Origin of the sequence: Pokkaliibacter plantistimulans, assembly GCF_003194385.1 — a bacterium.
Classification (GTDB): domain Bacteria; phylum Pseudomonadota; class Gammaproteobacteria; order Pseudomonadales; family Balneatricaceae; genus Pokkaliibacter; species Pokkaliibacter plantistimulans.
On record NZ_LAPT01000109.1, the window covers coordinates 1 to 26,990 of the forward strand.

23 protein-coding genes, 1 other RNA gene and 1 riboswitch are annotated in these 26,990 nt (G+C 53.8%); of the genes, 11 read left to right on the forward strand and 13 right to left on the reverse strand.

Annotated elements, in window-relative coordinates:
* The first annotated feature begins 354 nt into the window (after positions 1-354).
* From WH50_RS20390 to WH50_RS20410, 5 genes are all read left to right on the forward strand, one after another.
* The gene (locus WH50_RS20390; protein WP_110189110.1) at positions 355-729 is read left to right on the forward strand and encodes a TonB-dependent receptor; all 375 of its coding nucleotides are present in this window, start codon (positions 355-357) and stop codon (positions 727-729) included.
* A 187-nt stretch (positions 730-916) separates the two neighbouring features.
* The gene (locus tag WH50_RS20395; protein ID WP_243410198.1) at positions 917-2,545 is read left to right on the forward strand and encodes an amidohydrolase family protein; all 1,629 of its coding nucleotides are present in this window, start codon (positions 917-919) and stop codon (positions 2,543-2,545) included.
* Positions 2,542-5,592 carry a D-2-hydroxyglutarate dehydrogenase YdiJ gene (ydiJ, locus tag WH50_RS20400; protein ID WP_110189111.1) on the forward strand — a complete coding sequence of 1,017 codons (3,051 nt, stop codon included), beginning with the start codon at positions 2,542-2,544 and terminating at the stop codon, positions 5,590-5,592. The genes WH50_RS20395 and ydiJ overlap by 4 nt, the downstream gene beginning before the upstream one ends.
* 210 nt (positions 5,593-5,802) lie before the next feature.
* Positions 5,803-5,988 carry a DUF1289 domain-containing protein gene (locus WH50_RS20405; RefSeq protein ID WP_110189112.1) on the forward strand — a complete coding sequence of 62 codons (186 nt, stop codon included), beginning with the start codon at positions 5,803-5,805 and terminating at the stop codon, positions 5,986-5,988.
* Between the two features lie 454 nt (positions 5,989-6,442).
* Positions 6,443-6,853 carry a COG4315 family predicted lipoprotein gene (locus tag WH50_RS20410; RefSeq protein ID WP_104155139.1) on the forward strand — a complete coding sequence of 137 codons (411 nt, stop codon included), beginning with the start codon at positions 6,443-6,445 and terminating at the stop codon, positions 6,851-6,853.
* Between the two features lie 336 nt (positions 6,854-7,189).
* Here the strand turns inward: WH50_RS20410 and WH50_RS20415 are convergent, their stop codons facing one another.
* Positions 7,190-8,368: a vWA domain-containing protein gene (locus WH50_RS20415; RefSeq protein WP_110189113.1), complete on the reverse strand. Its 1,179-nt coding sequence runs from the start codon at positions 8,366-8,368 to the stop codon at positions 7,190-7,192.
* Between the two features lie 3 nt (positions 8,369-8,371).
* Entirely contained in the window at positions 8,372-9,220 is an 849-nt protein-coding gene (locus WH50_RS20420) for an AAA family ATPase (RefSeq protein ID WP_110189161.1), read from the reverse strand.
* A gap of 230 nt (positions 9,221-9,450) precedes the next feature.
* Here WH50_RS20420 and cysK point away from each other — a divergent pair, with 230 nt between their 5' ends.
* Complete coding sequence (gene cysK / locus WH50_RS20425) at positions 9,451-10,410, forward strand: cysteine synthase A (RefSeq protein ID WP_110189114.1); 960 nt, start codon at positions 9,451-9,453, stop codon at positions 10,408-10,410.
* A gap of 97 nt (positions 10,411-10,507) precedes the next feature.
* On the opposite strand, the gene WH50_RS20430 is transcribed toward cysK, so the two are convergent.
* The 10 genes from WH50_RS20430 to ffs all read right to left on the reverse strand — a co-directional run bounded on the left by WH50_RS20430 (position 10,508) and on the right by ffs (position 19,336).
* A complete protein-coding gene (locus WH50_RS20430) occupies positions 10,508-11,305 on the reverse strand; it encodes a class II glutamine amidotransferase (RefSeq protein ID WP_110189115.1) in 798 nt (265 codons plus the stop codon).
* 24 nt (positions 11,306-11,329) lie between these two features.
* Complete coding sequence (locus WH50_RS20435; RefSeq protein ID WP_110189116.1) at positions 11,330-13,234, reverse strand: VWA domain-containing protein; 1,905 nt, start codon at positions 13,232-13,234, stop codon at positions 11,330-11,332.
* A 160-nt stretch (positions 13,235-13,394) separates the two neighbouring features.
* Positions 13,395-13,742 (reverse strand): hypothetical protein, encoded by a 348-nt coding sequence (locus WH50_RS26170; protein ID WP_133251386.1) that lies wholly within the window; start codon positions 13,740-13,742, stop codon positions 13,395-13,397.
* Positions 13,743-13,778: 36 nt separating this feature from the next.
* Positions 13,779-13,883, reverse strand: a riboswitch (SAM-I-IV-variant riboswitch).
* Between the two features lie 142 nt (positions 13,884-14,025).
* A complete protein-coding gene (locus WH50_RS20440) occupies positions 14,026-14,475 on the reverse strand; it encodes a YcgN family cysteine cluster protein (protein WP_110189117.1) in 450 nt (149 codons plus the stop codon).
* Positions 14,475-14,765, reverse strand: a complete 291-nt coding sequence (locus WH50_RS20445; protein ID WP_104155132.1) for a YcgL domain-containing protein — start codon at positions 14,763-14,765, stop codon at positions 14,475-14,477. The genes WH50_RS20440 and WH50_RS20445 overlap by 1 nt, the downstream gene beginning before the upstream one ends.
* A 5-nt stretch (positions 14,766-14,770) precedes the next feature.
* Positions 14,771-15,910 carry a ribonuclease D gene (gene rnd / locus WH50_RS20450; protein ID WP_110189118.1) on the reverse strand — a complete coding sequence of 380 codons (1,140 nt, stop codon included), beginning with the start codon at positions 15,908-15,910 and terminating at the stop codon, positions 14,771-14,773.
* A gap of 119 nt (positions 15,911-16,029) precedes the next feature.
* A complete protein-coding gene (gene recR / locus WH50_RS20455) occupies positions 16,030-16,629 on the reverse strand; it encodes a recombination mediator RecR (protein ID WP_104155130.1) in 600 nt (199 codons plus the stop codon).
* 2 nt (positions 16,630-16,631) lie between these two features.
* Complete coding sequence (locus WH50_RS20460) at positions 16,632-16,958, reverse strand: YbaB/EbfC family nucleoid-associated protein (protein WP_104155129.1); 327 nt, start codon at positions 16,956-16,958, stop codon at positions 16,632-16,634.
* 1 nt (position 16,959) lies between these two features.
* Positions 16,960-19,161 carry a DNA polymerase III subunit gamma/tau gene (dnaX, locus tag WH50_RS20465; protein WP_110189119.1) on the reverse strand — a complete coding sequence of 734 codons (2,202 nt, stop codon included), beginning with the start codon at positions 19,159-19,161 and terminating at the stop codon, positions 16,960-16,962.
* 78 nt (positions 19,162-19,239) lie between these two features.
* Positions 19,240-19,336, reverse strand: an RNA gene (gene ffs / locus WH50_RS20470) — signal recognition particle sRNA small type.
* A gap of 261 nt (positions 19,337-19,597) precedes the next feature.
* On the opposite strand from ffs, the gene WH50_RS20475 reads away from it, so the two are divergent.
* From WH50_RS20475 to WH50_RS20495, 5 genes are all read left to right on the forward strand, one after another.
* Positions 19,598-20,065 carry a hypothetical protein gene (locus WH50_RS20475; RefSeq protein ID WP_110189120.1) on the forward strand — a complete coding sequence of 156 codons (468 nt, stop codon included), beginning with the start codon at positions 19,598-19,600 and terminating at the stop codon, positions 20,063-20,065.
* 129 nt (positions 20,066-20,194) lie between these two features.
* Complete coding sequence (gene kdsA / locus WH50_RS20480) at positions 20,195-21,040, forward strand: 3-deoxy-8-phosphooctulonate synthase (RefSeq protein ID WP_110189121.1); 846 nt, start codon at positions 20,195-20,197, stop codon at positions 21,038-21,040.
* Positions 21,041-21,158: 118 nt separating this feature from the next.
* Entirely contained in the window at positions 21,159-23,180 is a 2,022-nt protein-coding gene (locus tag WH50_RS20485) for an SUMF1/EgtB/PvdO family nonheme iron enzyme (protein ID WP_110189122.1), read from the forward strand.
* A gap of 271 nt (positions 23,181-23,451) precedes the next feature.
* Positions 23,452-23,769, forward strand: a complete 318-nt coding sequence (locus WH50_RS20490; protein WP_110189123.1) for a c-type cytochrome — start codon at positions 23,452-23,454, stop codon at positions 23,767-23,769.
* An 854-nt stretch (positions 23,770-24,623) separates the two neighbouring features.
* Positions 24,624-25,295, forward strand: a complete 672-nt coding sequence (locus tag WH50_RS20495; RefSeq protein ID WP_110189124.1) for a hypothetical protein — start codon at positions 24,624-24,626, stop codon at positions 25,293-25,295.
* Positions 25,296-25,437: 142 nt separating this feature from the next.
* Here WH50_RS20495 and glpK read toward each other — a convergent pair whose 3' ends face one another.
* Entirely contained in the window at positions 25,438-26,922 is a 1,485-nt protein-coding gene (gene glpK / locus WH50_RS20500; protein ID WP_110189125.1) for a glycerol kinase GlpK, read from the reverse strand.
* Positions 26,923-26,990: the final 68 nt, after the last annotated feature.

Below are 26,990 nucleotides of genomic sequence, written 5' to 3' on the forward strand. Positions count from 1 at the left end.
TTATTGAGCTACACCTTAACAGGTCGTTGAAAATCTATCTGCGTTGCCGAATACCGCGTCAAAAACAGGCTCACAGCCGAAGGCTGAACGTGCTTGAGCACGGCCCCGAAGGGGCGAGCAAAGCGAGTCAAATGCTCATTTAGTTCACTAAACTCCGCTTTTTCGCCTGTTTCTTGTGCCCTCGGGGTATTTCCTTGTCTCGGCTGCCTCGATAACGTTTTTCAACAGCCTGTTAAACGGCAACCTGTGCCTGCGCCGACAATGAGCACCGGCATGATCCCTACAGGTGCCTTTTGCTCTTTGAATAACGGCGATTTGATATCTGGTGTAATTCTGAACTTCAGGAGACTAAGAATGGACAGAAAGTTTGTTATGGCAGGCTTGGGCTATGCGTTAGTCGGTTTGGCTCTGGGTATCTATATGGCTGCGTCTAAAAACCACAGCCAGCTGGTGACACATGCCCATATCATGCTGCTTGGCTTTGTCGTGTCGTTTATCTACGGCGTCTGTCACAAACTCTGGTTGCAGAATGTTCCTGCTCGCATGGCCAACCTGCAGTTCTATATTCATCAGCTGGGCACGCTGGTGCTCCTGATCGGTCTGTTCTGTCTTTTTGCTGGCCTTGTCCCTGAACCCATTCTGGGGCCCGTGTTAGGGATCGCTTCTGTCATTGTCTTCAGCGGGCTGGTGCTGATGAAAGTGATGTTCATCAAGTACGCCAGAACCTGATCTGCCCGTACCTTTTGGCTCTGTGTTGCCTGGTTTTTGAAACCAGGCTCAACGCAGCAGACTTCTGCTCCCGGTTTCCAGCTTGAATACCCCCTGTTCAAGTTATTCCCAGTGTCTTTCACCTCCGCTCAGAAATTAGTAAAATCCCCAACTTGTCCTACAAGCTGACAACTTGTTGAGGTGCCTGTTGACGCTACGTAAACCTACCATTCTCTCCAATGAACTGGCCGGAGCACTGGAAGCCCAGATTCGTGCTGGCGACTATCCTGCGGGAACCAAACTGCCCAGTGAGGCACAGCTATGCGCACGGTACGGCATCAGCCGCAATGTAGTGCGCGAGGCTCTGGCGAGACTGAAATCATCCGGACTGGTAGAAAGCCGTCAGGGCGCAGGCGTGTTTGTACTTTCAGCCTCTGCTCACCAGAGCTTTCGCATCGTTACCAGTGAGGGAGATCGTCTGGCATTGCGCAAGTTGTTCGAACTGCGTCTAGAAGTAGAAGTGGCCGCCGCCAGCATGGCCGCACGACGCCGCCAGAGTGAACAACTGACAAGACTTGAGCAGCTGTTACTGAGACTTACCGACAACCCGCAGCCACTGCAGATTGAGCAGCAGATGCAGGAGTGTGTTGCCGAGGCCTCCGGCAATGAATATCTCAGCGGTTTCCTGGCCTACCTTAATGGGGCCGACCGACTGGCCGACGGCTTTCTGACCGTCTGGTGGAGTCAGCACCGTGCCGACCTGATCCGCCACTGGCAGCAGATTATTGCCGCCATTCGCCTTGGTGACCCGGACCTGGCCCGCCGTGAGTACTGGCGCTATCTGCTTGACAGTGCAGAAGGCTGCGGGATTCGCGGCCTGCAGGGGTGGGAGCGGACCCGCATGAGCAATCTGGCAGAACCTTTCGCACCGCTTTGCGCGGCCCCGGATGCCGGGCCTCGCCGCCCCCGATTACCGATTCCACTGGGCGCCTGTGACTGCCACATGCATGTCTTCTGGCCTGAGTTGCAACGCCCCTTTACACCTCATCGCTCCTACACACCGCCGCCCTCTTCACTGCAGGACTATATGCGGGTGATGGATAAACTGGGCCTGTCCCGCGCCGTCGTCGTACAACCCAGCGTCTATGGCACAGACAATCACGTCACGCTGGAAACCCTGCGACAGGGCGGTGACCGTTTCCGCGGCGTGGTCGTGATTGACCCTGACACACCGATGAATGAGCTGCTGCGCATGCATGCACTCGGCGTACGTGGTGTGCGCATCAACCTGCTGTTCAAGAGCGGCGTCGCCGTGTCGGACGTGCGCACTCTGGCGGCCAAAGTTGCCCCACTGGGCTGGCACCTGCAGATTCTGCTGGATGTATCGGAGTTCTCTGATATCGAAGCCAGCCTTGGCAGGCTGCCTGTGCCGGTAGTCATTGATCATATGGGCCATCTGCCACCGGAATTCGGCCCTCAGCATCCCGGCTTTGTCAGCATGCTGCGCCTTCTGGAGCGTGGTCAGCTGTGGGTCAAACTGTCTGGAGCCGAGCGCATCAGTGCTGATCGCTGGCCCTATATCGATGTGCGCCCGCTGGCCGAAACTCTGCTGGCGACCAATCCTGAACGTTTACTGTGGGCCAGCGACTGGCCTCATACCTGCCTGCCCGGCGCCATGCCCAATGATGGCGATTTGCTTGATCTACTGGGACTGTGGACCGATAACCCAGCCCTTCAACACCGTGTTTTAGTCGACAACCCGGCATTGCTCTACGGCTTTGAGCCGATTGAGCAAGGCCAGCCTGTCGGCCCTGATGAGAAAGTGAGCACCCTATGATTCCCCGTCTTGCCGAAGTATCGCCGCTGCAAAGCGACTATCTGGCCTTCCTGGATGCCCTGAAAGCTCAGGGTTTTGAAGGCGACGTCAACCCGGATTATGCCAACCGCACGGTGCTGGCAACGGATAACTCCATCTATCAGGTGATGCCACAGGGCGTGCTTTACCCCGCCTCGACCGCTGACCTGCAACGCATTGCCCAGTTACTCAACCAGCCTCGCTTTCACAAGGTAAAGGTGTCACCCCGTGGCGGTGGCACCGGCACCAATGGCCAGTCCCTGAATGACGGCCTGCTGGTGGATGTGTCAAAGCACATGAACCAGATCATTGAGATCAATGCAGCAGAACGCTGGGTGCGGGTGCAGGCGGGCGTGGTCAAGGATCAGCTCAATGCCGCACTCAAGCCTTACGGCCTGTTCTTCGCCCCTGAACTGTCTACCAGCAACCGCGCCACCATTGGCGGCATGATCAATACTGACGCCAGTGGCCAGGGATCCGTGCGTTACGGTAAGACCCGTGACCACGTACTGGAGCTGCACAGCGTGCTGCTTGACGGCACGCTGTGGCACTCCAGCCCGCTGGCGCAGGAGCAGCTGGAGCCCATTCTGCAGAGACAGGATCGCGTCGGTGAGATTCACCGTCTGGCAGACAGCATTCAACGTACCCGTCAGGAAGAAATCAGTGCGACCTTCCCGAAACTGAACCGCTGCCTGACCGGCTATGACCTTGCGCATATCCGCGATGAACAGCAGCGCTTTGATCTCAATGCCCTGCTGTGTGGCTCTGAAGGCACCCTGGCCTTCATTACTGAAGCCAAGCTCAATGTGCTGCCCATCCCCAAGTATTCTGCGCTGGTCAATGTGCAATATGGCAGCTTCAACGCAGCGCTGCGGGACGCTCAGGGCCTGATGCGTGGCAACCCGACGTCCATTGAGACGGTGGATTCCAAAGTACTCAATCTGGCGATGCAGGACATCATCTGGCATAGCGTGGCCCAGTGGTTCCCCCAGACCAGCGAGACACCAATTCAGGGTATCAATCTGGTGGAGTTCACCGGTGACGATGAGGCCATACTGGCAGAAGAGGTAAACCGCCTCACCGCCCAGCTGGATGCGGAAGCTTCTGGTGGAGTCCGCCTCGGTTATACCGTGGCCATGGGCAACGACAACGTCAAACAGATCTGGGGAATGCGCAAGAAGTCCGTCGGCCTGCTGGGCAACGCACAGGGCGAGCGTCGGCCCATTCCCTTTGTCGAAGACACCGCAGTGCCTCCAGAGAATCTGGCGGACTACATTCTTGAGTTTCGGGCACTGCTGGACAGCCATGGTCTGCAATACGGCATGTTCGGTCACGTTGATGCCGGTGTATTGCACGTACGCCCGGCTATCGACATGAAAGATCCGGAGCAGGAGCCGTTGGTCCGCATCATCTCTGATGGCGTCGTGGCACTGACGCAGAAATACAAGGGTCTGATCTGGGGAGAGCACGGCAAAGGTGTCCGTTCTGAATACGGCCCTGCCTTCTTCGGCGACCTTTATGCCTACCTGCAGGAGCTCAAAGGTACCTTTGACCCCTACAACCAGCTGAATCCGGGCAAGATCGCTACCCCCGCCAAAGACGGTGCAACCCTGCTGAAAATTGATGAAGTGCCGACCCGAGGCCAGTTTGATCGCACCATTCCCGTTGCCAGCCGTCTCAAGTTTGAAGAAGGCATGCACTGTAACGGTAACGGTGCCTGCTTCAACTTCGACCCGGACGACGCCATGTGCCCGTCCTGGAAGGGTACCCGGCAGCGCATCCATTCACCTAAAGGCCGCTCCTCCCTGATCCGCGAGTGGCTGCGACTGATGCAGAAGGAACACGCCGACCCGGTACAGCTGGCCAAAGAACAGCGGCAGAGTTCTGCGGTTCAGACCTTTATTCCCAAGGTCAGAAACACGCTGGCAAAACGGCGTGGCGAATATGACTTCAGCCATGAGGTACATGAAGCCATGGTGGGCTGTCTGGCCTGTAAGTCCTGCGCCGGACAATGCCCCATCAAAGTCAATGTGCCCGAACTGCGCAGCCAGTTCCTCGAGCTTTACTATGGCCGCTATCTGCGCCCGTTGAAGGACTACTTTATCGGCACCCTGGAGTTCGTCATCCCTTATCTGGCACGCACTCCCTGGCTGTATAACAGCCTGATGGGGAACGGCCTGACACGCAAAGCACTGCAGAAATACGCAGGCATGGTCGACAGCCCACAGCTCAGCGATATCCGTCTGGATCGCGCCATGGCCAGCATGGGCGTTCCCTTCGCCACTCAGGAAAGCCTGCAGGCACTGACCGCAGACCAGCGCAGCAATGCTGTGATCATCGTGCAGGATGCCTTCACGTCCTATTTCGATACTCAGGTCGTCACCGATATTCTGGCCCTGCTCAGCAGACTGGGCTTCCAGCCCATGGTGGCGCCTTTCCGGGCCAATGGTAAGCCGCTGCATGTACATGGCTTTCTCAAGCAGTTCACGCGCACGGCAGAGCGTCAGGCACAACTGCTCAATACCCTGGCAGCCACCGGCATTCCTCTGGTGGGCATTGATCCGTCAATGACCCTGACCTATCGCAGCGAATACAAGAAGTATCTGGCAGCAGGACAGGCTCCTCAGGTTCAGCTGCTGCAGGAGTGGCTGGCAGAGCACGCCACCACCTTGCAGTCAAAAGCAGATTGCCTGCGTCAGGGAAGCTTCAAACTGCTGGCTCACTGCACCGAAAAAACCAATGCTGCACCCAGCGTCAGTGCCTGGCAGAAGGTCTTTGCTGCACTGGGTCAGGAACTGGCGGTTATCAACACGGGCTGCTGTGGCATGTCTGGCACCTATGGCCATGAAACAGCCAATCTGGATACATCAAAAACCATTTATGGCCAGAGCTGGGCAAAAGTGGTGAATGATCCGGCTAACCGGGGAAAACTGACGGCAACGGGTTACTCCTGCCGCAGTCAGGTAAAGCGAATGGATGATCAGCAGTTACCTCATCCATTGCAGATTCTGCTGCAGCAGATTCACTAAGTACGTTTTCACGACCGATTGCGCGCAGACATGGGGCGTGAAAAAGAGACTTAGGGAGGCTCGTTTTCGTCAATTCAGCCTCCCTGGTTTTCATCTGTCAGGTGTCAGCTCATGAGGTCGCGCACACGTTGCAAGATCGCCAAAAAGTGAAGAAGCAGCTATCGCGAGATAGCTGCCTCCACTCCCCAGTCATTGATAAAAGGTTGCTTTATGACGTCGACGTCATCACCAGCAAAAAATGTGGAAAGCCCCTGCATCAGCGTGTGCGAACTCAATGCCCAGAACGTCTGTATTGGCTGCTGGCGGACACTGGATGAAATCAGTCGCTGGTGGGATATGAGCAATAATGAAAAGCGTGAAGTACTGCAAAAGGCAGATGCACGCTCAGCCGGTTGATTTATAAGTGATGCAAAGGGCATTCACACCATTGAATGCCCGTGCGTACCGTTATCCGTCCAGTCCTTTCCTTCCGCTTTGCAAACTAGCAGCCCTTGCTATGCCCCCTTCCCATTCAGACCAGCACTATCCCCAGTTAATGCATGTATCCGTCTGGCTCACACAACCTTATTTTCAAAAAATTACAAAAAGCAACCATTTAACCAATTACAACGCTAATACACTTATTTATAAGTATTTTTTCATAGATTGCGGCGATATTAACATCTGTTCATTAATTGCAGAGTAACGCGAAGTAGCGCCAGCCTATCCGTTCGCTATCTGAACTATGGGCTGAACAGGTAAATACGTGATTCTGTTCTACACTGCTTTAGACAGTGCAGTATGGATTCGGGTAACAAGTCTTAGCGCTACTCGAAATGCCGTGACTTACCGTACAAAGGAGAGGTTCCCAATGCGCCTGCAGACGCTTACATGTCTATCCCTGCTGATGATGGTTGCCGGATCAGCCGTAGCTGACAGCACCAATCCTCCGGCCACTTTGCAATTTCGCGAAACCAAACTGGGCAAAGTGCTGGCAACACGGGATCAGATGACATTGTATGTTTTTGCTGATGACCAACCGGGACGTACCATGTGCTACAAAGACTGTCTGGAGCACTGGGAGCCATACCACGCCGAAGCCAATGATCAGGGCTTCAAGCATTTCAGCCTGCTCTGGCGTGCCGATGAGACACTGCAATGGGCTTACAAGGGCCAGCCACTGTATACCTACAAAGGAGATACGCGCCCTGGGGAAGTCAACGGCTACAAAGTTGATCCAAAGTGGAGCCCTGCCCGCCCTCTCGACCCCAAGAAAAACTGACAATACGCTGAAATAAAATACACATTGCTTGCTAGAACGCACCTGAAGCCACAACAATATACGAGGCAAGTGGCATGTAAGGAGTAGTAATGCGATTGGTCATCTCTGTACTGGTGTGGGCTTCAATGGGTCTGGCGTTAAGTGGATGTGCTGCAAGAGTCAGCACTCCCGGTGTGCAGGCTGAGGTATACACTCCTGGCGTAATCGTGGTACCCGGACCTGCCCATTGCCCTCCAGGACAAGCAAAAAAAGGTCGTTGCTGACATCCCCTTCGATGCAACGACTGAACCTTAAGGCAGCGTAACGCTGCCTTTATTTTTTCTTGCTGCAGCCAGCTCAGCGACTCAGATGGTGTATCGCTTCTTCCACACCGCTCAGGCTGAGCGGATACATATGCCCTTCCATCAACTGCCGGATCAGCACCAGCGATTCCGTATAATCCCAATAGCGCTCTGCCATGGGGTTTAACCACACAACCTTGCGGAAATGAGACTTAAGGCGCTGCAGCCAGACCGATCCAGCTTCCTGATTGAAATGTTCGACACTGCCTCCAGGATGCGTTACTTCCCAGGGCGCCATGGACCCATCACCGATAATGATGACTTTGTAGTCTGCCTCGTAAGTGCGCCAGATGCCTTCCAGCTCCGTCCGATTGTGCTGTCGGCGCATGTTAGTTTTCCACACTGACTCGTAGATGCAGTTATGAAAATAGAAATACTCCAGATGCTTGAACTCTGTCCGGCAGGCTGAGAACAGCTCTTCACAGAGCTGTACATAAGGGTCCATTGACCCGCCGATATCGAAGAACAACAACACCTTTACCGCATTGTGGCGTTCAGCACGCATCTGCAGATCCAGCTTACCCGCCTGACGGGCGGTCGCCCGGATGGTATGTTCCAGATCCAGCTCATCTGCCGCGCCATCCCGGGCAAACTGGCGCAGTCGTCGCAGTGCCATCTGGATCTGACGGATACCCAGCGTGGCGTCTCCATCCAGATCACGGAACAAGCGCTGATCCCACACCTTTACTGCACTATGACGCCGATTGCCGTCCTGGCCGATACGAATACCCTGAGGATGATCGCCATAAGCGCCAAAGGGAGAGGTCCCCCCGGTACCGATCCATTTGTTGCCACCTGCATGCCGTTCCTTCTGCTCGCGCAAGCGCTGATACAACTTCTCCATCAGCTCCTGCAGGTTGTCATGCTGCTGTAACTGCTGACGTTCTTCTTCAGTCAGCCAGCGCTGCCACTGGTTGAGCAACCACTCACGAGGAATAAGCTGCGCAACGTCAAGCTCAACGCTTTCAATACCCTTGAAGTAAGCTGCGAAAGCCCGATCAAAGCGATCGTAGTGCGCTTCATCCTTGACCAGTACCGTTCTGGCGAGCACGTAGAAATCGTCCATGCTGGCAAAGGTCACGTCGGCGGCCAGTGCTGCAACTAAGTCCAGCCACTCACGCAACGTACAGGGGACACCCGCCTGACGCACGGCGGTAAAAAAATCGACCAGCACGTCTTAACCCTTCTGCCGGCGATGCATGAATGCCAGGCGCTCCAGCAGGTGTACGTCCTGCTCGTTTTTCAGTAGCGCCCCGGCAAGGGGCGGGATCGCCTGCGCCTCCTGTTTTTCGATCAGGGCTTCCCGACTGATTTCATCGGCCATCAATAACTTGAGCCAGTCTATCAACTCGGAAGTGCTGGGCTTTTTGCGAATACCGTTTTGCTGGCGAATATCAAAGAACACGTCCAGCGCCCGCTCAACCAACTCGGCCTCTATATCTCCATGGTGTACATGCAGTATCTGCTTGAGGGTCTCGCGCTCAGGAAAGTTGATGTAGTGGAAGAAACAACGCCGCAAAAATGCGTCAGGTAATTCCTTTTCATTGTTACTGGTGATGATAACAATCGGTCGATGGACTGCTTTTACCGTCTGCCTAGTCTCGTACACATAGAACTCCATGCGGTCCAGCTCCAACAGCAGATCGTTGGGAAATTCGATGTCAGCCTTATCAATTTCATCAATCAGGAGAACGACCGGACTATCCGCAGTGAAAGCCTCCCACAACTTACCTTTGACAATGTAATTAGCAATGTCATGAACGCGCTCATCACCAAGCTGAGAGTCACGCAGGCGAGATACTGCGTCGTATTCATATAAGCCCTGCTGAGCCTTGGTAGTTGACTTGATATGCCAGCTGATCAGCGATAAGCCCAGACTGCGGGCAACCTCTTCCGCCAGCTGCGTTTTCCCGGTACCCGGCTCCCCTTTGACCAACAGCGGTCGCTGTAAACGAACAGCAGCGTTAACTGCCAGCTGCAGATCTGATGGCGCGATATAACGATCACTGCCTGAAAAACGCGTCATAAACAACTCCCATTCACTTTCCATCCAGCATAGCGAAAAACACCGCAATCCCCACTTAGACTAACGGTCATAACCAGGACATCGAGAGGCTGATCGGCTTCTGGTGACTCAGATAACTAATTGCCGAATGACTCATTTGCAACCTGGCTGGATAGCCGCTATATACTCATGCAGCCATAGCTCATCAAAAACGTATCGCGTTTAGTTATAAAGACAGAAGGATTTTTACTATGCCTCTCTATGCTGACAATTCGCTCACCATCGGCCACACCCCACTAGTCAAAATCAATCGCCTGACCAAAGCCAAGGTGTATGCCAAGCTGGAGAGTCGCAACCCAGCTGGGTCGGTCAAGTGCCGCATCGGAGCCAGTATGGTCTGGGAAGCAGAAAAATCCGGCGCCCTCAAACCCGGTATGGAGCTTGTCGAACCTACCAGCGGCAACACCGGGATTGCACTGGCCTTCGTCGCTGCCAGCCGTGGCTATGCCATTACATTGACCATGCCCGCCTCCATGAGCCTTGAGCGTCGTAAAGTACTCAAAGCACTGGGCGCCAATCTGGTACTGACTGAGCCTGCAAAAGGCATGAAAGGCGCTATAGAAAAAGCGCGCGAACTTGTGGAAGAGCAGCCTGGCAAGCGCCTGATGCTTCAGCAATTCGAAAACCCTGCCAACCCCAAGATTCACGAAGAGACCACAGGGCCTGAAATCTGGGCCGACACGGAAGGTAATATTGACGTGCTGGTAGCAGGTGTAGGTACCGGTGGCACCATTTCCGGTACCAGCCGCTTTATCAAACAGCACAAGGCCATTACTTCAGTGGCCGTAGAACCAGTGGACTCCCCCGTGATCACACAGCAATTGCAGGGCCAGGAAATCAAACCCGCCCCTCACAAGATTCAGGGCATTGGCGCTGGCTTTGTACCAAAGAATCTGGATCTGAACGTTGTTGACCGGGTTGAGCAGGTCACTAATGACGAAGCCATTGCCATGGCTCGCCGCCTGATGCAGGAAGAAGGCATCCTGGCTGGCATTTCCTGTGGTGCGGCAATGGCAGCTGCGATTCGGCTGGCCGAACAACCTGAATTTGCTGACAAGACCTTCGTAGTCATTCTTCCCGACTCAGGCGAGCGCTACCTGTCGTCCGTCCTATTCGACGGTATGTTCAGTGAGCAGGAAACACAGCAATAAGAAAACACAGCAATAAAAAGCCGATATAAACAAAAAGAGCAGGAACCTTCCTGCTCTTCTCTCTCCTACATCACCGTCATCAAGCTAGTAACTGAGACTACTCTTGGCGCCCCAGATGGGCCTCTATCAGCCCTAATCGAAAGACCAGCAGCTCACCAACATGGAGAGGTTGCCAGACTTCATTAGTGGTCAGAGGCATCGTCGCAATCATCGTAACCACATCATTGGGAGTGGTCTCAGTACCAAAATCGACACTGAGATCAGCATCCGAGAGCACCGCCTGACCAAAAGGCGCGCGACGGGTGATCCAATGCAATTTGGTCGTGCAGTATACGTAAAGACGCTCTGCATCACTCAGCATCATATTAAACACACCAAGACCTCGCAGCTGATCGCAGCACTGCCTGATCAGATCATTCAGTCTTTGCTGCTGCATTTCATCTGCCGGAGGCTGCGGAAACTGTCGCCTGATCTGCCCCAGCAACCAGCAGAATGCCTGTTCGCTGTCAGTAGTGCCTACAGGCTGGTAGGTGTCGACAGGCCAACTGAAGACCTCTGCCGTCAGCTGACCGTTGTGCGCATAGGTCCAATGTCGCCCCCATAGCTCACGACTGAACGGGTGTGTGTTCTCCAGACATACCTGCCCTACATTAGCCTGGCGAATGTGACTAATAACAATATGGCTTTTGATCGGATGACGCTGCACCAGACGCGCAATCTCCGAGTTGACGCTGGGACCAGGGTCATGGAAGGTACGACACCCTTTGCCTTCATAGAACGCAATTCCCCAACCATCACGGTGGGGGCCAGTTCCCCCACCACGCTGCATCAAGCCGGTAAAGCTGAAGCAGATATCGGTTGGCACATTGGCACTCATGCCAAGCAATTCACACATTAGCACCCAACTCCGGAATGGAGGTTAAACAACTTGCTGATCTTCTGCTGCATCTTTGGCTTTCTTGCGTTTCATCAACGCGCGGAACACCAATATGCCACCTGCGATCAGGAACAGGTTAATGCCGATAATGCTGCCAATCAGTATCCAGTTGGTTCCCTGTTCCTCCTCTATCGTTACAGGAGGCTCTGGAGGCTGCTCCGGCGCTTTCACCTCCTCCCCTTTCTCATTGGTGATTTTCACACCACTGGGATCAGAAACTTCTTTTTCCGCAGTGGCGGGAGATGGTGATGAGACCATGGGCTGCTCTATTGCCATGCCTGAAGCAACCTGCGTCTCGATGTTGGCTTTTTCGACCTTGGGCGCGTTTTCAACAGTAAAATTCACTTCGACTGGCGGCGGTGAGAACGAGATAGCCTTTCCGTCCTGAAGCTGGCCATTGACCTCAGCCTTGATAGTGACATCACCCTGCTGTTCCGGTTTCAGTTCAGCGACCCAGCGCTTCTCTTCCGGCATCCATACCATGTTGGCGCTGGTCTGCTTGTTGTCCTTATCCGTCATGATCACTTTGACCTGACTGGCTTCCGGCTTGAGGGCATCTGTATCAGGTCTGGCCTCTACCACGATTTTCGCGTTGCCATCAGTAGTATCAGCTTTACCCTTCAACTCCAGTGGCGCGTGAATGGTGATCGGCATTGATACCAGTCGACGGAAGGTTTTGCCATCCACCACTACTTTCAGCTCGTACTGCCCTGCCTGAGTGAGCATATCCAGCGGCTTGTCGTACACGCCTTCCGGGAGTTGCAGATACTCGGTACCAATCTTGTAGATTTGCAGTTGCGAGTCAGGGAACAGCACCCTCAGGCTGTTTTCCATGATCTGGTGAAAGGCAGGGATAACGATATTCTTGCCTTTCTCCTGGAACGAAAACTTCAGATCAAGCTTCTCTCCCAGATACGCAGATGCGGGCAAAGGCTCTACGTTCAGGTTGAAATCACTGACGATGGTGACGCGATTTTGTGGATCGACATCTGCCTTCAGAGACCACTTTCCTTCCTCAGGCTTGCGCACCGTGACGATGTCGTACCCCTGGTCGTGATACCAGCGCACATTCGGGTCATGCTGGCTCATGGTGTAGGTTTTCTTGTCAGGCGTGCTCAGGGTCAGTGCCGGTGATGTGGGCACCCTGAACGCTAACAGCGTGAACTCCTGAATGGTCCGATCCACATCAAAGGTATTACCTACCAGAGGCAGCTGTTCTGCAGGTGCGGCCGTTTCCAGGATACGTGCAAATATTCGTGCAAGGTCATCTGCACTGCGCGCTTCGGCAAACATACCTCCGGTACGCTTGGCCAACAACGACAGCAGCTCTTTATCTGCCTGATCAGACAGTGCAATGGTGTGCACGTGAAAGCCGGCTTTGGCCAGCTGCGGGAGAATAGAGTCGACAATTTCATTACGAGATACCGCATTCCTGGCTTTGTCCTGATCAAGATCGACCATACCATCTGACAGCAAAATAATATGCTGGGGAATGCTACCTTGCGTTTTGGCTGCGGCCGCCTGCTTCAAGGCGGCGGCAATATCCGTCCATTGATCACTACTGGTGATGCGATCAGCGCTCTGCACCGCCGCCTTGCGCCAGGCCTCACTGACCATCCCGTGTGCCATTAAGGTGTACGGCTGGTTACCAAAGGTCCAGAAGCCAGCCTGACTGCCTGAAGGAATCAGCTGTGCCAACAGCTGTACAGCAGGTACGCGCAGATTGCTCGGATCGTTCTGCTTCATACTGCCGGACACATCGACCAGCAGCCGCACATCCGAGGGGGCAGCTATTGCACTTCCGACAGAGAATGCCAGACAAACAGCAATAAGCCAGGAACAACAAGTACGTATAGCGCGCACATCCATCCCCACTAACATATCCATCCCATAAGAAAGGTGATCATAAAAGTAGTCTGTTACCAGACATTTCTTCTGGCTAACTTATAGCAAAGATGAATAGCAGCGCCTAGGGCATCAGAAAAAAAGCTCAAGCTACCGGGATTTATGATTATCTGACTTCATTGGATTGTTGTGAGTCTGTGATTTACTCAGACTCTTCCTGCTGCCAGCACTGTGTTTCAACAACATTAAGATCAGCGAACAACTGGTGCTCAAAGACATCCACAAGCCACTGTTGAATTGAGACACCAAAACGAAACTCGTAGCAACGATAAGCGTGGCGATTTTTACCCGCACAATACTCGACATACAGGAAAGTAGTCGCCCATGCCAATCCCCAGGCATCCTTGCGCTTTCCTTCTGCGGTCCAGACTCGCAGTGCACAATTGTGCTGGCGGTGGAAAATCCATTGAGGAGAGGTAAAGGGAGCTGAAACAGACGAACTCAGGTCGCTACTGCAGGAGTCGAAATCTGTGGTGGGGGTATCTAGCATTTGAGGCTCCCATGGTTTTATGAGAGCTGACGTGAGAAAGGCCTGTTTGGTTGCCAGTTGGCCGCATCTCCCTTACGGGAGTCCACCTTGCCCAGGTTAGGCAGGTTGGCGAGGACGTCAGCCCTACTCTTGATGCATATAGCTATTGCTAATTCAGTTTTCACATCGACCAAACAGCATCTAAATTTGAAAAAGATGTTTGAATCAGTCGATGAACGCGCGAAAGAATTTACCCAAAGCCCCAAGGCGTTTCAAGCACCCAACGAGAAATTATTGCGAAAAATCACAAGTCAGTGATATCGACAATCAACAATTCCCAGTCGGCATCCACAGGCACCACTCTCTCACTGATAGCCAGCCGCTTCAGTTTAATGCGCCCAGTCTTGCTAGTTGCAGCTTTGCCACTAATGAGAGGATGCCAGTCGGGCAACCCTCTTTTTTCCGCAACCCGTCGGTACGCACACGATGGGTGCAGCCAGTTGACACTGCGAACAAGCTCCGGCGTCATTTGTACGCAGTCTGGTACACGTGACAATCGTTCTTCATAGTGCATGCAACCTCCAGACTTGATGTCAAGCTCCTTGCAGGCAACCCGAGTATGGTAAATCTCGCCGGTATCCTCATCTTCAAGCTTATGCAGACAGCACTTACCACAACCATCGCACAATGCTTCCCACTCATCGTGGTTCAGCTCTTCGAGGGAATACTGATCCCAGAAACGCTCACGCAACATCAGTAGCGACCCTCTGTCGGCGCTCGATAGCTATCCAGCATGTACGCCTCCTTGGGAGGGGGCATCTGCAAAAAGAAGCCCTGGCTCTCTATTGCCGCCAGCACATCTTCGACCTTTGCACGAGCAAGTTTACGATCAGCCTTCAACAGCATGTCGAACACATGCACAGGCTTGCCAAACTGCTCCAGCAACAACTCTGGCACTTTGGCAAACTGCTCCTGCTTGAGCACGTAGAGGTACATTTCATCCCGCTTGGGGCTTTTATAAATACTGCAGAGGACAGGCTTCATTTTTTCTACTCATTAAAACGCAACGAGCTCAAACACTCGCTCAACAACTCTCCACGCCAGCCTTGCAGGCCCACAGGCCATTTGTCGGGCTGTGCCAGCAGCTCAGGACGACGCGCCAGTACCTCAAGATCTCGCTTGCGTGCCAGCATATCCACAGGCACATTCAACGGTTCAGCAACGGTGTCAATACGCCCACGAATGGTATTTAGTCTCTGCTGGGCAGATTTGGATAACGGCTTGGGCAACGCAGGCGGCAAGGCTTCGTCAGGCAATGCTCGAACCGCCTCCACGATCGCCAGCACCACTTTACCGTGGCGCTTGACCAGGTGAGCCCTAGCCCCTTCAATCACCATCAACTGTTCGAATTTAAAGGGTTTGCGCTTGGCAACTTCAAACAATACGCGATCAGGCATCACCATATTCCGCGAAAGGTCCTGAGACCGCGCAATACCTTCTCGCCAGTCACACAGATCACGCAGGATAGCCAGTTCACGCGGCTTCAACTGCCAGGCCATTTTCACCTTGGCGTAATAGTCCTGTGGAGCCACTCCCCGGGCAATCTGGGCAACCTGTTCAGAGGTATCATCCAGCAGCCAGCGAAGGCGCCCCAACGCCTGCAGCTTGGCGTAAAGCTCTTCAAAAACCGGTAGCAGCCAGAACACATCCTCACTGGCATAGTGACATTGAGCTTCGGACAGAGGTCGCTGCAGCCAGTCCGAGCGAGTCTGCTCCTTGGACAACACCGTTCCCGTCAGACTTTCAACCAGTCGCTGAAACCCCATACCCTGACCAACACCGGCATAAGCAGCAGCAATCTGCGTGTCAAACAAAGGCTGTGGTGTGATTGCCAGACGATGAATAAACAGCTCCACATCCTCAGAGCCGGAGTGCACCACCTTCAGTACGGCAGGATCAGTCAGCACCTCACGCAGTGGTGCCATATCCGTCACCTGCAGCGGATCAATCAGCGTTATCTGCTCGCCGTCATAGACCTGGATCAAACCGGGGCGCGGATAAAAAGTTTGAGTGCGCTCAAACTCAGTATCAATCATCAGACTCTGCCGCTTCAGCCAACGTTTACAGCAGCGGGCCAGCGACGCATTGTCAGCAACCCATTCATACTCTGGCATGATGGCCTCGGTCATCCGATTACCTCTCTTTCAGAATCCGCTAGTCAACGACATTGATCTGACCATGACTCATTCATGTGGCTGAATCCAGACAGTCGCCGATACAACAATTGATATAGCTAACGCCAACGGCTTCAGCGCAGGGAGCGTCGCCCGCTTAATGCGTGAACCAGCGTACCCCCATCCACGTACTCCAGCTCGCCCCCCAAAGGCACGCCGTGGGCAATCCGGGATACCTTGACCGGCAGTGCACGCATCTGCTCAACGATGTAGTGCGCCGTCGCCTCTCCTTCCACCGTAGGATTGGTAGCAATGATGATTTCTTCAACGGCACTGTTACGAACCCGACTCAGCAACTGAGCAATACCCAGCTGCTCTGGACCAATACCTTCGATAGGGGACAAATGCCCCATCAGCACAAAATAGTGCCCTCGGTAACTGCCTGTCTGCTCAATGGCAAGAACGTCCGCCGGCATTTCCACCACACAGAGCAAGGACTCATCGCGATGGCTGCTTTCACACAGCCGACAAATGGGCGACTCACTTAAGTTTCGGCACTTTTCACAGTGCCCAACCAGCTCCACCGCCTTCAACATCGCCTGGGCCAGCCGTTCGGCACCTACCCGGTCTCTTTCCAACAAATGCAGGGCCATGCGTTGCGCAGTCTTGGGGCCAACCCCGGGCAGACAGCGCAACGAGTCCATCAACTGATCAATGAGTGGACTGAAATGCATGATTAGAAGGGCATCTTGAAGCCAGGAGGCAGACCCATGCCAGAAGTTGCACTGGCCATCTTTTCCTTGTTAACAGCTTCAATCTTGCGAACAGCATCATTTACCGCTGCAGCCAGCAGGTCTTCCAGCATCTCTTTATCTTCAGACATCAGGCTGTCATCGATGGTGACGCGCTTGACATCATGACGCCCCGTCATAACGATTTTGACCAGACCAGCACCCGACTCACCGGTGGTTTCTGCATTTGCCAGCTCTTCCTGCATCTTCTGCATTTGCTCTTGCATTTTCTGGGCTTGCTTCAGCAGATTGCCCATTCCACCTTTTAACATGTCAACCTCTCTGTAATTCGACCGGTTTGATTGATCCGGGTTGGATAATTGCTTCGAATGCTTCAAGCAACGCATGCAATGTCGCATCGTTGTGGATAGCGGTCTCAGCCTGTTGCTGGCGCAGCGCTCTGGCCTGCGCCTTGTAAACCGTGGCAGTATGTGCCAATCCCCGCGAAGACTGACAGCTAATCCGCACTGGACGTTTAAAATAGTCTGCAAGCGCCTCTTCCAGCAAGGATTGCTGACGGGCACTGAACAAAGAGTGCTGCTGATCTTCGCAAGTCAGTTCTAGCCCCTCTGCCGAAACCCTGACCAGCTCAGTCGCCTCGACAATGGCGCGTAGCACTCCACGTATGGGTACATCCTGAGCAATTAAGGGCCAGGTTTCCAGACTGACCTGCTCGTATCCGAACGCAGGCTCATGACTGGCCACATCAGACCCTTCTTCCACCTCAGTTTCATCCAATGCTGCTTCAGCACCGACTACTTCGGGATTGGACAGCTGACTCAGCAGATAGTCGGCCTGGTAGACCGCTTGGTCAAGCATAGCGCCAGGTTCGGAATCATCTTCGTCATCCCCTGCATCCATCATCGCTGCGGCATAACTGGCTCCACTCTGATAATCACTGTAGGCATCCAAAGGCACCTGAGTATCGAATGGAGGTTCGCCTGCAGTATCAGGAGCAAAATGCCCCGTTGGCCTGGCACTGCTCGCTGGCGCAACAACAGTAGTCATCCGTTCCGTATCTGGTATCGGAGTACGTGGGGCGACCGACGTTTCTTCTAATACTTGTTCTGTTACCGGCCGTGCCGTGTTACCTGAGACTCCCGGCTCTGCAACCCCCGAAGCATTTCCGACCGGCATCCCGGCCTGACTGTCGGCTGAAGATAACACGACAGGAGCCGCTTCTTTGACAGGAACAGGCATAGAGCGCGGTGCGCTAGCAGTGGGCTGCGACGCAGCCATGACAGCCGGTGATACCACATCAGCCTGCTGCATTACTGCTGGCATCGCAGCAGGTTCAGGCTTTTTTAGCTCTGCCCCCTCCACGACCACCGCCGCTTGCACTGGCGGAGGAGCAATCTGCACAGCTCCGCTACCCGGCGTAACGGCAACCCCTCTGGGACGAAATGCCAGCATACGCAGCAATGCCATTTCCAACCCTTGGCGCGCATCAGGACTCAAAGGCAAATCTTTGCGCCCTGTCAGAGCAATCTGATAAAACAGCTGCACATCTTCTGCTGGCAGTAATTGTGCGAGCGCCAGCACACTGTCACGGTCCCCCTGACTGTTGTCTATACCGTCCGGCATGACCTGCGCCAAAGCAATACGGTGCAACAGGCTCAACACATCCGCCAGCACCCCCTGATAATCAGGCGCCAGCTCAGCCAGGGCGGCAACCTGTTGCAGCATCCGGGATACATCATGCCGAGCCAGAGCCTCAACCAGGGCAAAAGCCCACCGCTGATCAAGAGTGCCTAGCATTGCAGCGACATCGGCTGCCACAACACGACCCTGGCCATACGCAATGGCCTGGTCTGTCAGACTCATGGCATCACGCATACTGCCGTCAGCCGCTCGCCCCAGTTGCCACAAGGCAGGCTCTTCAAATTCGACCTGTTCTGCCGCAAGTACATGCTGAAGATGCCCGACAATGCGCTCGGGACTCATATTTTTGAGGCTGAACTGCAAACACCGGGACAATACAGTGATTGGCAGCTTCTGCGGATCCGTAGTGGCAAGCAGAAACTTGACGTGAGGCGGCGGCTCTTCCAGGGTTTTCAACAACGCATTGAAGCTGTGCCCGGATAGCATGTGCACTTCGTCGATAAGATAGACCTTGTAGCGACCACGACTGGGAGCATACTGGACGTTTTCCAACAGCTCGCGCGTGTCTTCTACTTTGGTACGGGATGCAGCGTCGACTTCGATCAGATCAACGAAACGCCCTTCATTAATTTCCTGACAGGAGGAACAAACCCCACAGGGTTTAGAAGTAACGCCCGTTTCGCAATTGAGGCATTTAGCCAGAATTCGGGCAATGGTGGTCTTCCCAACCCCGCGCGTTCCGGTAAATAAATAGGCATGGTGCAGACGATTGTTGTCCAAAGCATTGATCAGTGCCTTAAGCACATGCTCTTGACCAACCATTTCATGGAAGTTTTTCGGCCGCCATTTGCGGGCCAAAACCTGATAGCTCATTAACTCCCTCTTCGTCACAGAGAGGTCATTATCAACCGAGCGGGAAAGAATCGAGAATGGGATAAAGACTGGAGGCGGTCCTGCCAGCCTCACCCCGGCACCCAAGTCTACCGCTGCGGCTGCTCCCTTCCGGGCCTGACCGGGTTCACGGTTTATTGTTGCGGGGGGACCGGCAGGGCCACCATTACACTTGCCTTTCTGCAAGGCTTGCTCGTTTACTTCATAACCTCTTTATAAGGTCATTCGGTGCAGAGCACTATCGCACCAACACAAGTTTCCGCCAATTCACGTAAAGGCCTGTGCCGTTAAAGTGCGCGTACTCTAACAGCTAAAACTCACCTGCGCAATGCCAAACTATCCTTTCACTCTTGCCCCCTAAAGAGCTGGCCTCATATTTGCTTATAATTTAAACAGGAAGTCAATCCGGAGTTTACAGATGGACATTCGCACCGAATGTATTGTCCACCCGGTACGTGTACCGATAAGTATAGTGACAGTACAACCGCCCCCTCCTGCCATGCGCCTTCACTCCGCAAAACGCCCTGTGGCATCTCACTTCCACCGCCATTTATTGAATATCAAACTGATAGGCCTTGAGGCCCTACCCGTTTTTAGTGATGTAACACTGCATATCCCAGGCCTTGACGGCAACCAACCGTTGATGGGTAAGCTGACATTATGCCGTCCCCTGCCAGAAAAGCGTTTTCAAATGCAGATCAGCATTTGCGACCCTGATGAGGCGCAACGGGCGCGCATGATCGAACAGGCTTGCCATATCCATGCCTATCAGGTAGCTGAAATGGCAAGAGGGCACCACCTGGCACTGGAGCAAGCAGCAAAAGAATGGATCGAACGTTTCGCTGCTCATTTCCCAACGTTAACTTTTCCCACCACGGAATCTTGAATGCCCCGAGCACAAATCTTCCAGAGCAGGCAGGAAGCCTGCGGCGCTTTGCTCTTGGTGGTTAAGGCTAATCATTTGCACTGGCAGAGAGTAGAATGACAGCTTTTAGAGCCACAGGATCTCACTTTCATGAGCACCAAGACTGTACAGGTTGGCCGTATAGAAGTAGCCAACGATAAGCCATTTGTCCTTTTTGGCGGCATCAATGTGCTGGAATCGGAAGACTTGGCCCTCTCCACTGCTGAACAGTTCGTCCAGATCACCCAGAAACTGAATATCCCTTATGTATTCAAGGCATCGTTCGACAAGGCCAACCGTTCATCCGTGAATTCATTTCGCGGCCCGGGCCTTGAGCAGGGAATGCGCATTCTGGAAAAGGTCAAAGCCAGCTTTGATATCCCCGTTATTACCGATGTTCATGAACCTTGGCAGGCCAAGCCCGTGGCAGAAGTAGCCGATGTACTGCAGCTACCCGCCTTCTTGTCACGCCAGACTGATCTGGTAATGGCGATTGCCGAAACAGGCCGCGTCATCAATATCAAGAAAGCCCAGTTTCTGGCCCCCCACGAAATGGCTCACATTCTGCGCAAATGTGAGGAAGTGGGTAACACTCAGCTCATGCTTTGTGAGCGTGGCACCATGTTTGGCTACAACAATCTGGTAGTAGACATGCTGGGCTTCAGCATCATGAAAGATTTTGGATACCCAGTGATGTTTGATGTCACCCACTCGCTGCAAATGCCTGGTGGACGGGCTGACTCAGCCGATGGTCGACGCCAGCTAGCGACACAGTTGGCACGTGCTGGCATGTCTCAGGGGTTGTCCAGTCTGTTTCTTGAAACTCATCCAGATCCCAGCAAGGCTAAGTGTGATGGCCCTTCAGCATTACCACTCGACAAACTAGAGCCCTTCCTGGTGCAGATGAAAGCTATCGATGATCTGGTTAAATCATTCGCGGACCTGCAGACTGCCTGACCAGTAGGGCCAGCCAAAACAGCATGCACAACCGGATCATTGCTTCTACTAAACCCCAACTATTCGGCTAGTGGCTTGTCCTGCACTATACTCTGGAAAACATTACCGAGGCTTGGGCATGGTAGAAGAGCAATTATCGCTTGCCGACCTGCACACCGAAATGGCGCTCACCACAGGCGAGCGCCATTTCACCCTTGAACGCCCGCTGTTTACCTCCGCTGGGTCACATATCTGGCTCGCCAATGAAATCAGCAAGAAAGAACGTCGCCGCGGCAAAGCCTGCCTGCTGGTGCTCTCCCCCTTACTGTTTGAGCATGATCGCCACACTGCGGCTATCGAAGCACAGATCGCCTTACAAGAAGACTGGCATCATGCCAATGTAGTGCAGATCCAGGCAGTGGCCAGAGATCCTGCTGGATGGCACTTCGCCATTCTGGAAGCAACAGAAGGTGCCAGCCTGAAAAGCATGATCAGTAAGCATCACTTCAAACCTGAGCTTGCAAAAGCCGTCATGAAAAGCACAGCGAGCATTCTGCACTCGCTGCATAGCAAGCGCATTTTGCATCTTGACCTCAGCCCGCACAGCATCCTTATTACACGCGACTACCAGTTAAAACTGTTGAATACCAGCTATCAATTCAGCATTTTTCAGACACTGCATGAAAGCAAGGTGGCAACCAAACCTGATACCGACAGCTGGCCCAGTCTTCGCTATCTGGCACCAGAGCTGCTGCAAACACCTGCCAACATCAGCCCAGCGGCCGACGTCTATTCCCTTGGCTGTCTTTGCTATGAGCTGCTGATGGGTGAGCCACTGTTCAAAAGTACAGAACGCGCTCCCTTACCTGATATCCCTTCCCTACACACCAATCAATGGCAGGCTCTCAACCGGCTGCTGGCTATGACTCCTGAAGAACGCCCTGTTCGTCAGCTAAATGAAGTGATAGACGACATCTTTACGCCAAGAGAAGATCCTCCCGCCCCCCCCATCACCACTGAGCACCCCGCAGTAAAAACAAAGCGCTTTGATACTCGACGTATTTTGATGCTGGCTGGCGTCACCTTGTCCGGTTTGGCCATCATTAACTTTTTAATTTATCTGGTGCTGCACAAATCGCCTCATCAACAGGAAATGGCTGATCTCACCGAACAAATTGAGCAGCTCCTGCAGAACCCCAAATCTGAAGCTGATCTGCGCAAAGCACAGCAGCTTTTTGATCAGTTTTACCAAAAGGCATCTGGACAGTCGGGTTCGCGTAAACTGGAGGACAACATTACCGGCTTCTTCATGAAGTTGCACAACCCCGCACTGCAAGCACCAACCGATGTCTCACCGGGCAAACTTCCTGCCCCGAGAGCAATCAGTCCAAACCGCCTGCGCGCCGGTGACAGCTTCACAGACGCCCTCGCCAATGGTATGCGTGGCCCGCTGATGATGGTGATCCCGTCCGGGTCTGCCTACATTGGCAATCAGGATCGACGAGGCAGCTCCGAAGAACTTGCCTCTCACTTTGTAAGCTACTCCACCCCCTTTGCCCTGATGCAGGATGAGGTCACTTTCGAGGATTATGACCTTTTTGCCAAAGCAACCGGCCGCAGTCTCCCAGACGATAACGGCTGGGGACGCGGCAGACGTCCAGTAATCAACGTCAGCTGGTATGACGCCAATGCATATGCAATCTGGCTGAGCAATATCAGTCGTCATGTATACCGTCTGCCAACGGAAGAGGAATGGGAATACAGCGCTCGCGCCAATACCAGCACGGCATACTGGTGGGGAGGCGCTATAGATAAAGGACACAGTAACTGCCAAAGCTGTGGCAGTGAATGGGATAACCTGCGCACGGCACCCGTTGGCGCCTTTCCGGCCAACAACTATGGTCTGTTTGACGTCAGCGGCAATGTCTCTGAATGGGTGGGTGACTGTTACACCGAGAGCAGCCTTACTGCCAGTGTGTCGACCAATACACGAAGTCAGCAGTGCGCCAGTCGCGTCATCAAGGGCGGTTCCTGGCAAAGCCCTCCTGCACTGCTGCGCTCCTCCGCACGCCAGCATGCAGAGCCAGACAACCGCAACAGTGAAACAGGATTCCGCTTACTGAGAGAAATCAGTGATCAGGAACAATACGCCGCCCCTTGATGCTCATCAGCCGTCAAACACAAAAAAGGAACTGCGGGTTGTAACGCTTTGTACTCGGATTAAACTGAATTCATTTCATATAGATCCAGAGCCTGTTCACACTCTAGCGAATCTGGGGCAAACAAGACGAATTGAACTACCTGCAGCAGATCCGGGAACATGCTGACGCTGCTTGGCCATCACGCGCGGCAATACGAACGGACCACAACACCGATAAATAATTCAGACAATCATTAACACCGTGAACCACAGCCTGATTTGAGGAGACCCCATGAACACAAGAATACTGGCATGCACACTGGCCCTCGCCACACTCCCCGCCCTCAGCCACGCGGCCGGTGATGCCACCGCAGGTGCAGCCAAGTCTGCAGTTTGCTCCGCCTGTCATGGTCAGGGCGGTGCACAGCCCATCATGCCGACCTATCCTCGCCTTGCAGGGCAGAGCGAGGGCTATATTGAATATGCCATCAAGACATACAAGTCACAGGAGCGTAAGGGTGCTCAGGCTGCGCTGATGTACCCCATGGTGCAAAATCTGACCGATCAGGACATTGCCGACCTGGCCGCCTATTTCAGTACACAACAGTAAGCGAACACGTTCCTTTCCCTCGCTGGCACATGGCAACCTCATGCGCCAGCCCTCCCACCCAGCATGAATAATTTTGGCTTGCCGCTATCCCATGCCCAGACTAAGGTTATAACCATATAGCCGTCAGAAACCCGTGACTGACGAAATAAAATACCGGTCGCCACAACGCAGAACCCCACTACGCGCGACGTTGAACGAACCCCGCAAACGACGGTTAAAAAAATAGAACGAGCCAGAAAACCTGGCACATGCGATTACTGCTTTGAGTCGAGGGAGTTACCATGCCGGAACAGATCATGAACTGCCCGCAATGCCACAGTGGCATCTACGTTCAAGCCATTGCTCATCGTTCAGATGAACTTATCGTGTGCCCTCATTGCCGGGCCGTGAGCTTTTATGCCGATGTATCCAGCTGCAAAATTGTTGCCCTGCGTCGTCCGCGAAGAGCACTGAGACCAAGCGCTCGCTGACACTGCATATAGACTTGCCCTCACATCTCCTGATCGCCTATCAAGGTAATCCGTTTGCCAGTCGCAACTTTTCTGATTCACCACCTTCAATAAACTGACATTGAAGCCGCTGGCCGATCAACCTATCCTGCCGAGATGTTTACGCTGCACCGCAACAACGATCTCCATATACGTTGACTGCACAATTCCCGCTTGTTATTAGCACTGCAATGAAGCTGCTCATTTCCCGACGTTTTCTCACCCAGCAATACCATTTAACCACCCGACTGCATTGGCGCTTGATAATTCTCAGCCCCCGTACCATGAGTTACGTATGTGCAGCCGCAGTACATCAGGTTGGTAGACGTTGACCGGGAATCGACCCACGAGCATGGGAGAATCACCATGAAATCCCTTGTCACCCTTTTTGCTTCATTACTGCTGTTACTGAGCAGCGAAGCCAGAGCCGAGTCAGCCGACTTGAGTTATCAACTCTACGGTCAGGGTGATGTGGATTGTTCCCAGGCGTTTAAAAGCCACGACAGCGTCATTGCCTCGCAGTCATGGACGCAGGGCTATCTTTCCGGACAGGCGTTTATCAAAGGGCTGTCATTCCACGTCAGTGAACAGCAACACGCTGAGCTGCTGGACCAGCTTCCTGTGCTTTGCCCAAAAGGCAAATGGCTGATTGATGCCATGCCTGCCGTACTCAAGGCGCCGCAGCTCGGCACTGCCAGCTCGGAATTCAGCAGCGTGCTGGGTGCTGGCGCATTCAGTTGCAGCGATTATCTGCGCCACGCTCATGACAAGCGCACCAGCGCCCTGGCACGTATCATCTACGGCTCATGGATGGAGGGTTACGTCAGTGCAGCCGCACTGGGCCTTGGCAATTGGTCACTCAGTGAGATAGTACAAAACGACATGGTGCTGACCTTCCTCAACAACTACTGCCAGCAATACCCACAAACAACGGTAGTTCACAGCGGTATAGAACTGATCCGCTATCTCTCCCCTACCGACACACCCCATTTGCAGGCTGCCGAAACATCACCTCCAGCAGTGGAGGCAAAGCCCTGAACCACACCACTAAAAGCAAAAAGCCTGCTGCATGGCTCATCCGTCTGGGATATTACCGATGGTAATGAGCTGACAGTCAGGCTTTTTGGGGCAGAGCCACCTATGGATAAGGCTCTGCATTATGAACAGGGCTACGTATTGATCAGGCCGTACTCATGACACGCTTTACAGCATTACTCCAGCCCTTGTGCAGAGCACTGGCTTCCTCTTCGGGCAACTGTGGAGAGAAGTGCTGCTGGCACTGCCATAGCCCACACACATCATCAACAGACTGATAGACGCCTACGTGTAACCCGGCCAGATAGGCCGCGCCCAGTGCTGTCGTCTCGATCACTGCCGGGCGATCCACATTGACCCGCAGAATATCTGCCAGATGCTGGATCAGCCAGTCGTTGGCCACCATGCCACCGTCCACTCGCAACGTCTGAATATCGACACCATCACGCGCCATCGCCGCCAGCAGATCCTTGGTTTGGAAACAGACCGACTGCAGCCCCGCTGTCACGATTTCAGCAATACCAGTATCACGGGTCAGGCCGAATAACGCCCCCCGGGCTTCAGGATCCCAGAATGGCGCACCCAGCCCGGTAAAGGCTGGCACCAGATACACGCCGTGATTTACCGGTATCGTCTTCGCCAGCTGCTCGGTTTCCCGCGCATGCTGAATCAGCTTCAACCCGTCACGCAACCATTGCACGGCTGCACCCGCCACAAAGATGCTGCCTTCCAGCGCATAGGAGACCTTGCCATTAAGGCGATAACCCACAGTCGTCAGCAAACGATTGGCGGATGACAGCGCCTTGTCGCCGGTATTGAGAATCAGAAAACAGCCCGTGCCGTAAGTGCTTTTTGCCATCCCCGGCTGAAAGCAGGCCTGACCGACCAGCGCCGCCTGCTGATCACCGGCAACACCAGCAATACGAACAGGTGCACCGAAAAACTCTGCCTGGGTCTGACCAAAGTCAGCACTGGAATCCTTGACCTCTGGCAGCACGGCTGCAGGCACCGCAAAGGCCTCCAGCAAGTCACGATCCCACTCCTGAGTATGGATATTGAACAGCATGGTTCGGGAGGCATTGGTCGCGTCGGTCACATGTGATTCACCGCCGGTCAGGCGCCAGATCAGGAAGGTATCGACGGTACCGAAGGCCAGCTCGCCCTGTTCGGCTCGTTGGCGGGCTCCTTCGACGTTATCGAGAATCCAGTTGAGCTTGGTGGCAGAGAAATAGGGGTCCAGCAGCAAGCCGGTTTTCTTTTTAACCTGCTCTTCCAGCCCTTTCGACTTCTGTTCCTTGCAATAGTCGCTGGTACGGCGATCCTGCCAGACGATGGCGTTATAAACAGGCTTACCGGTGGCACGATCCCACACCAGTGTGGTTTCACGCTGATTGGTGATGCCGATACCAGCAATATCGGCAGCTTCAATACCCGCCTTGGCAATGGCCTCACGGCTGGTGGCCAGCACAGTATTCCAGATATCTTCCGGATCGTGCTCCACCCAACCGTCATGGGGGAAGTGCTGCTTGAATTCTTGCTGCGCAGAGGCAATCACTTTGCCCTGAAAATCAAAAACGATAGCACGGGAACTGGTGGTTCCCTGGTCCAGGGCGAGCAGATAAGAAGACATGGAGGCCTCCGTTTTCTAGTTATTCTCGAAGAGGGAATCAGGAAAGCGCGTCGGTGGTCTGTGTCAGC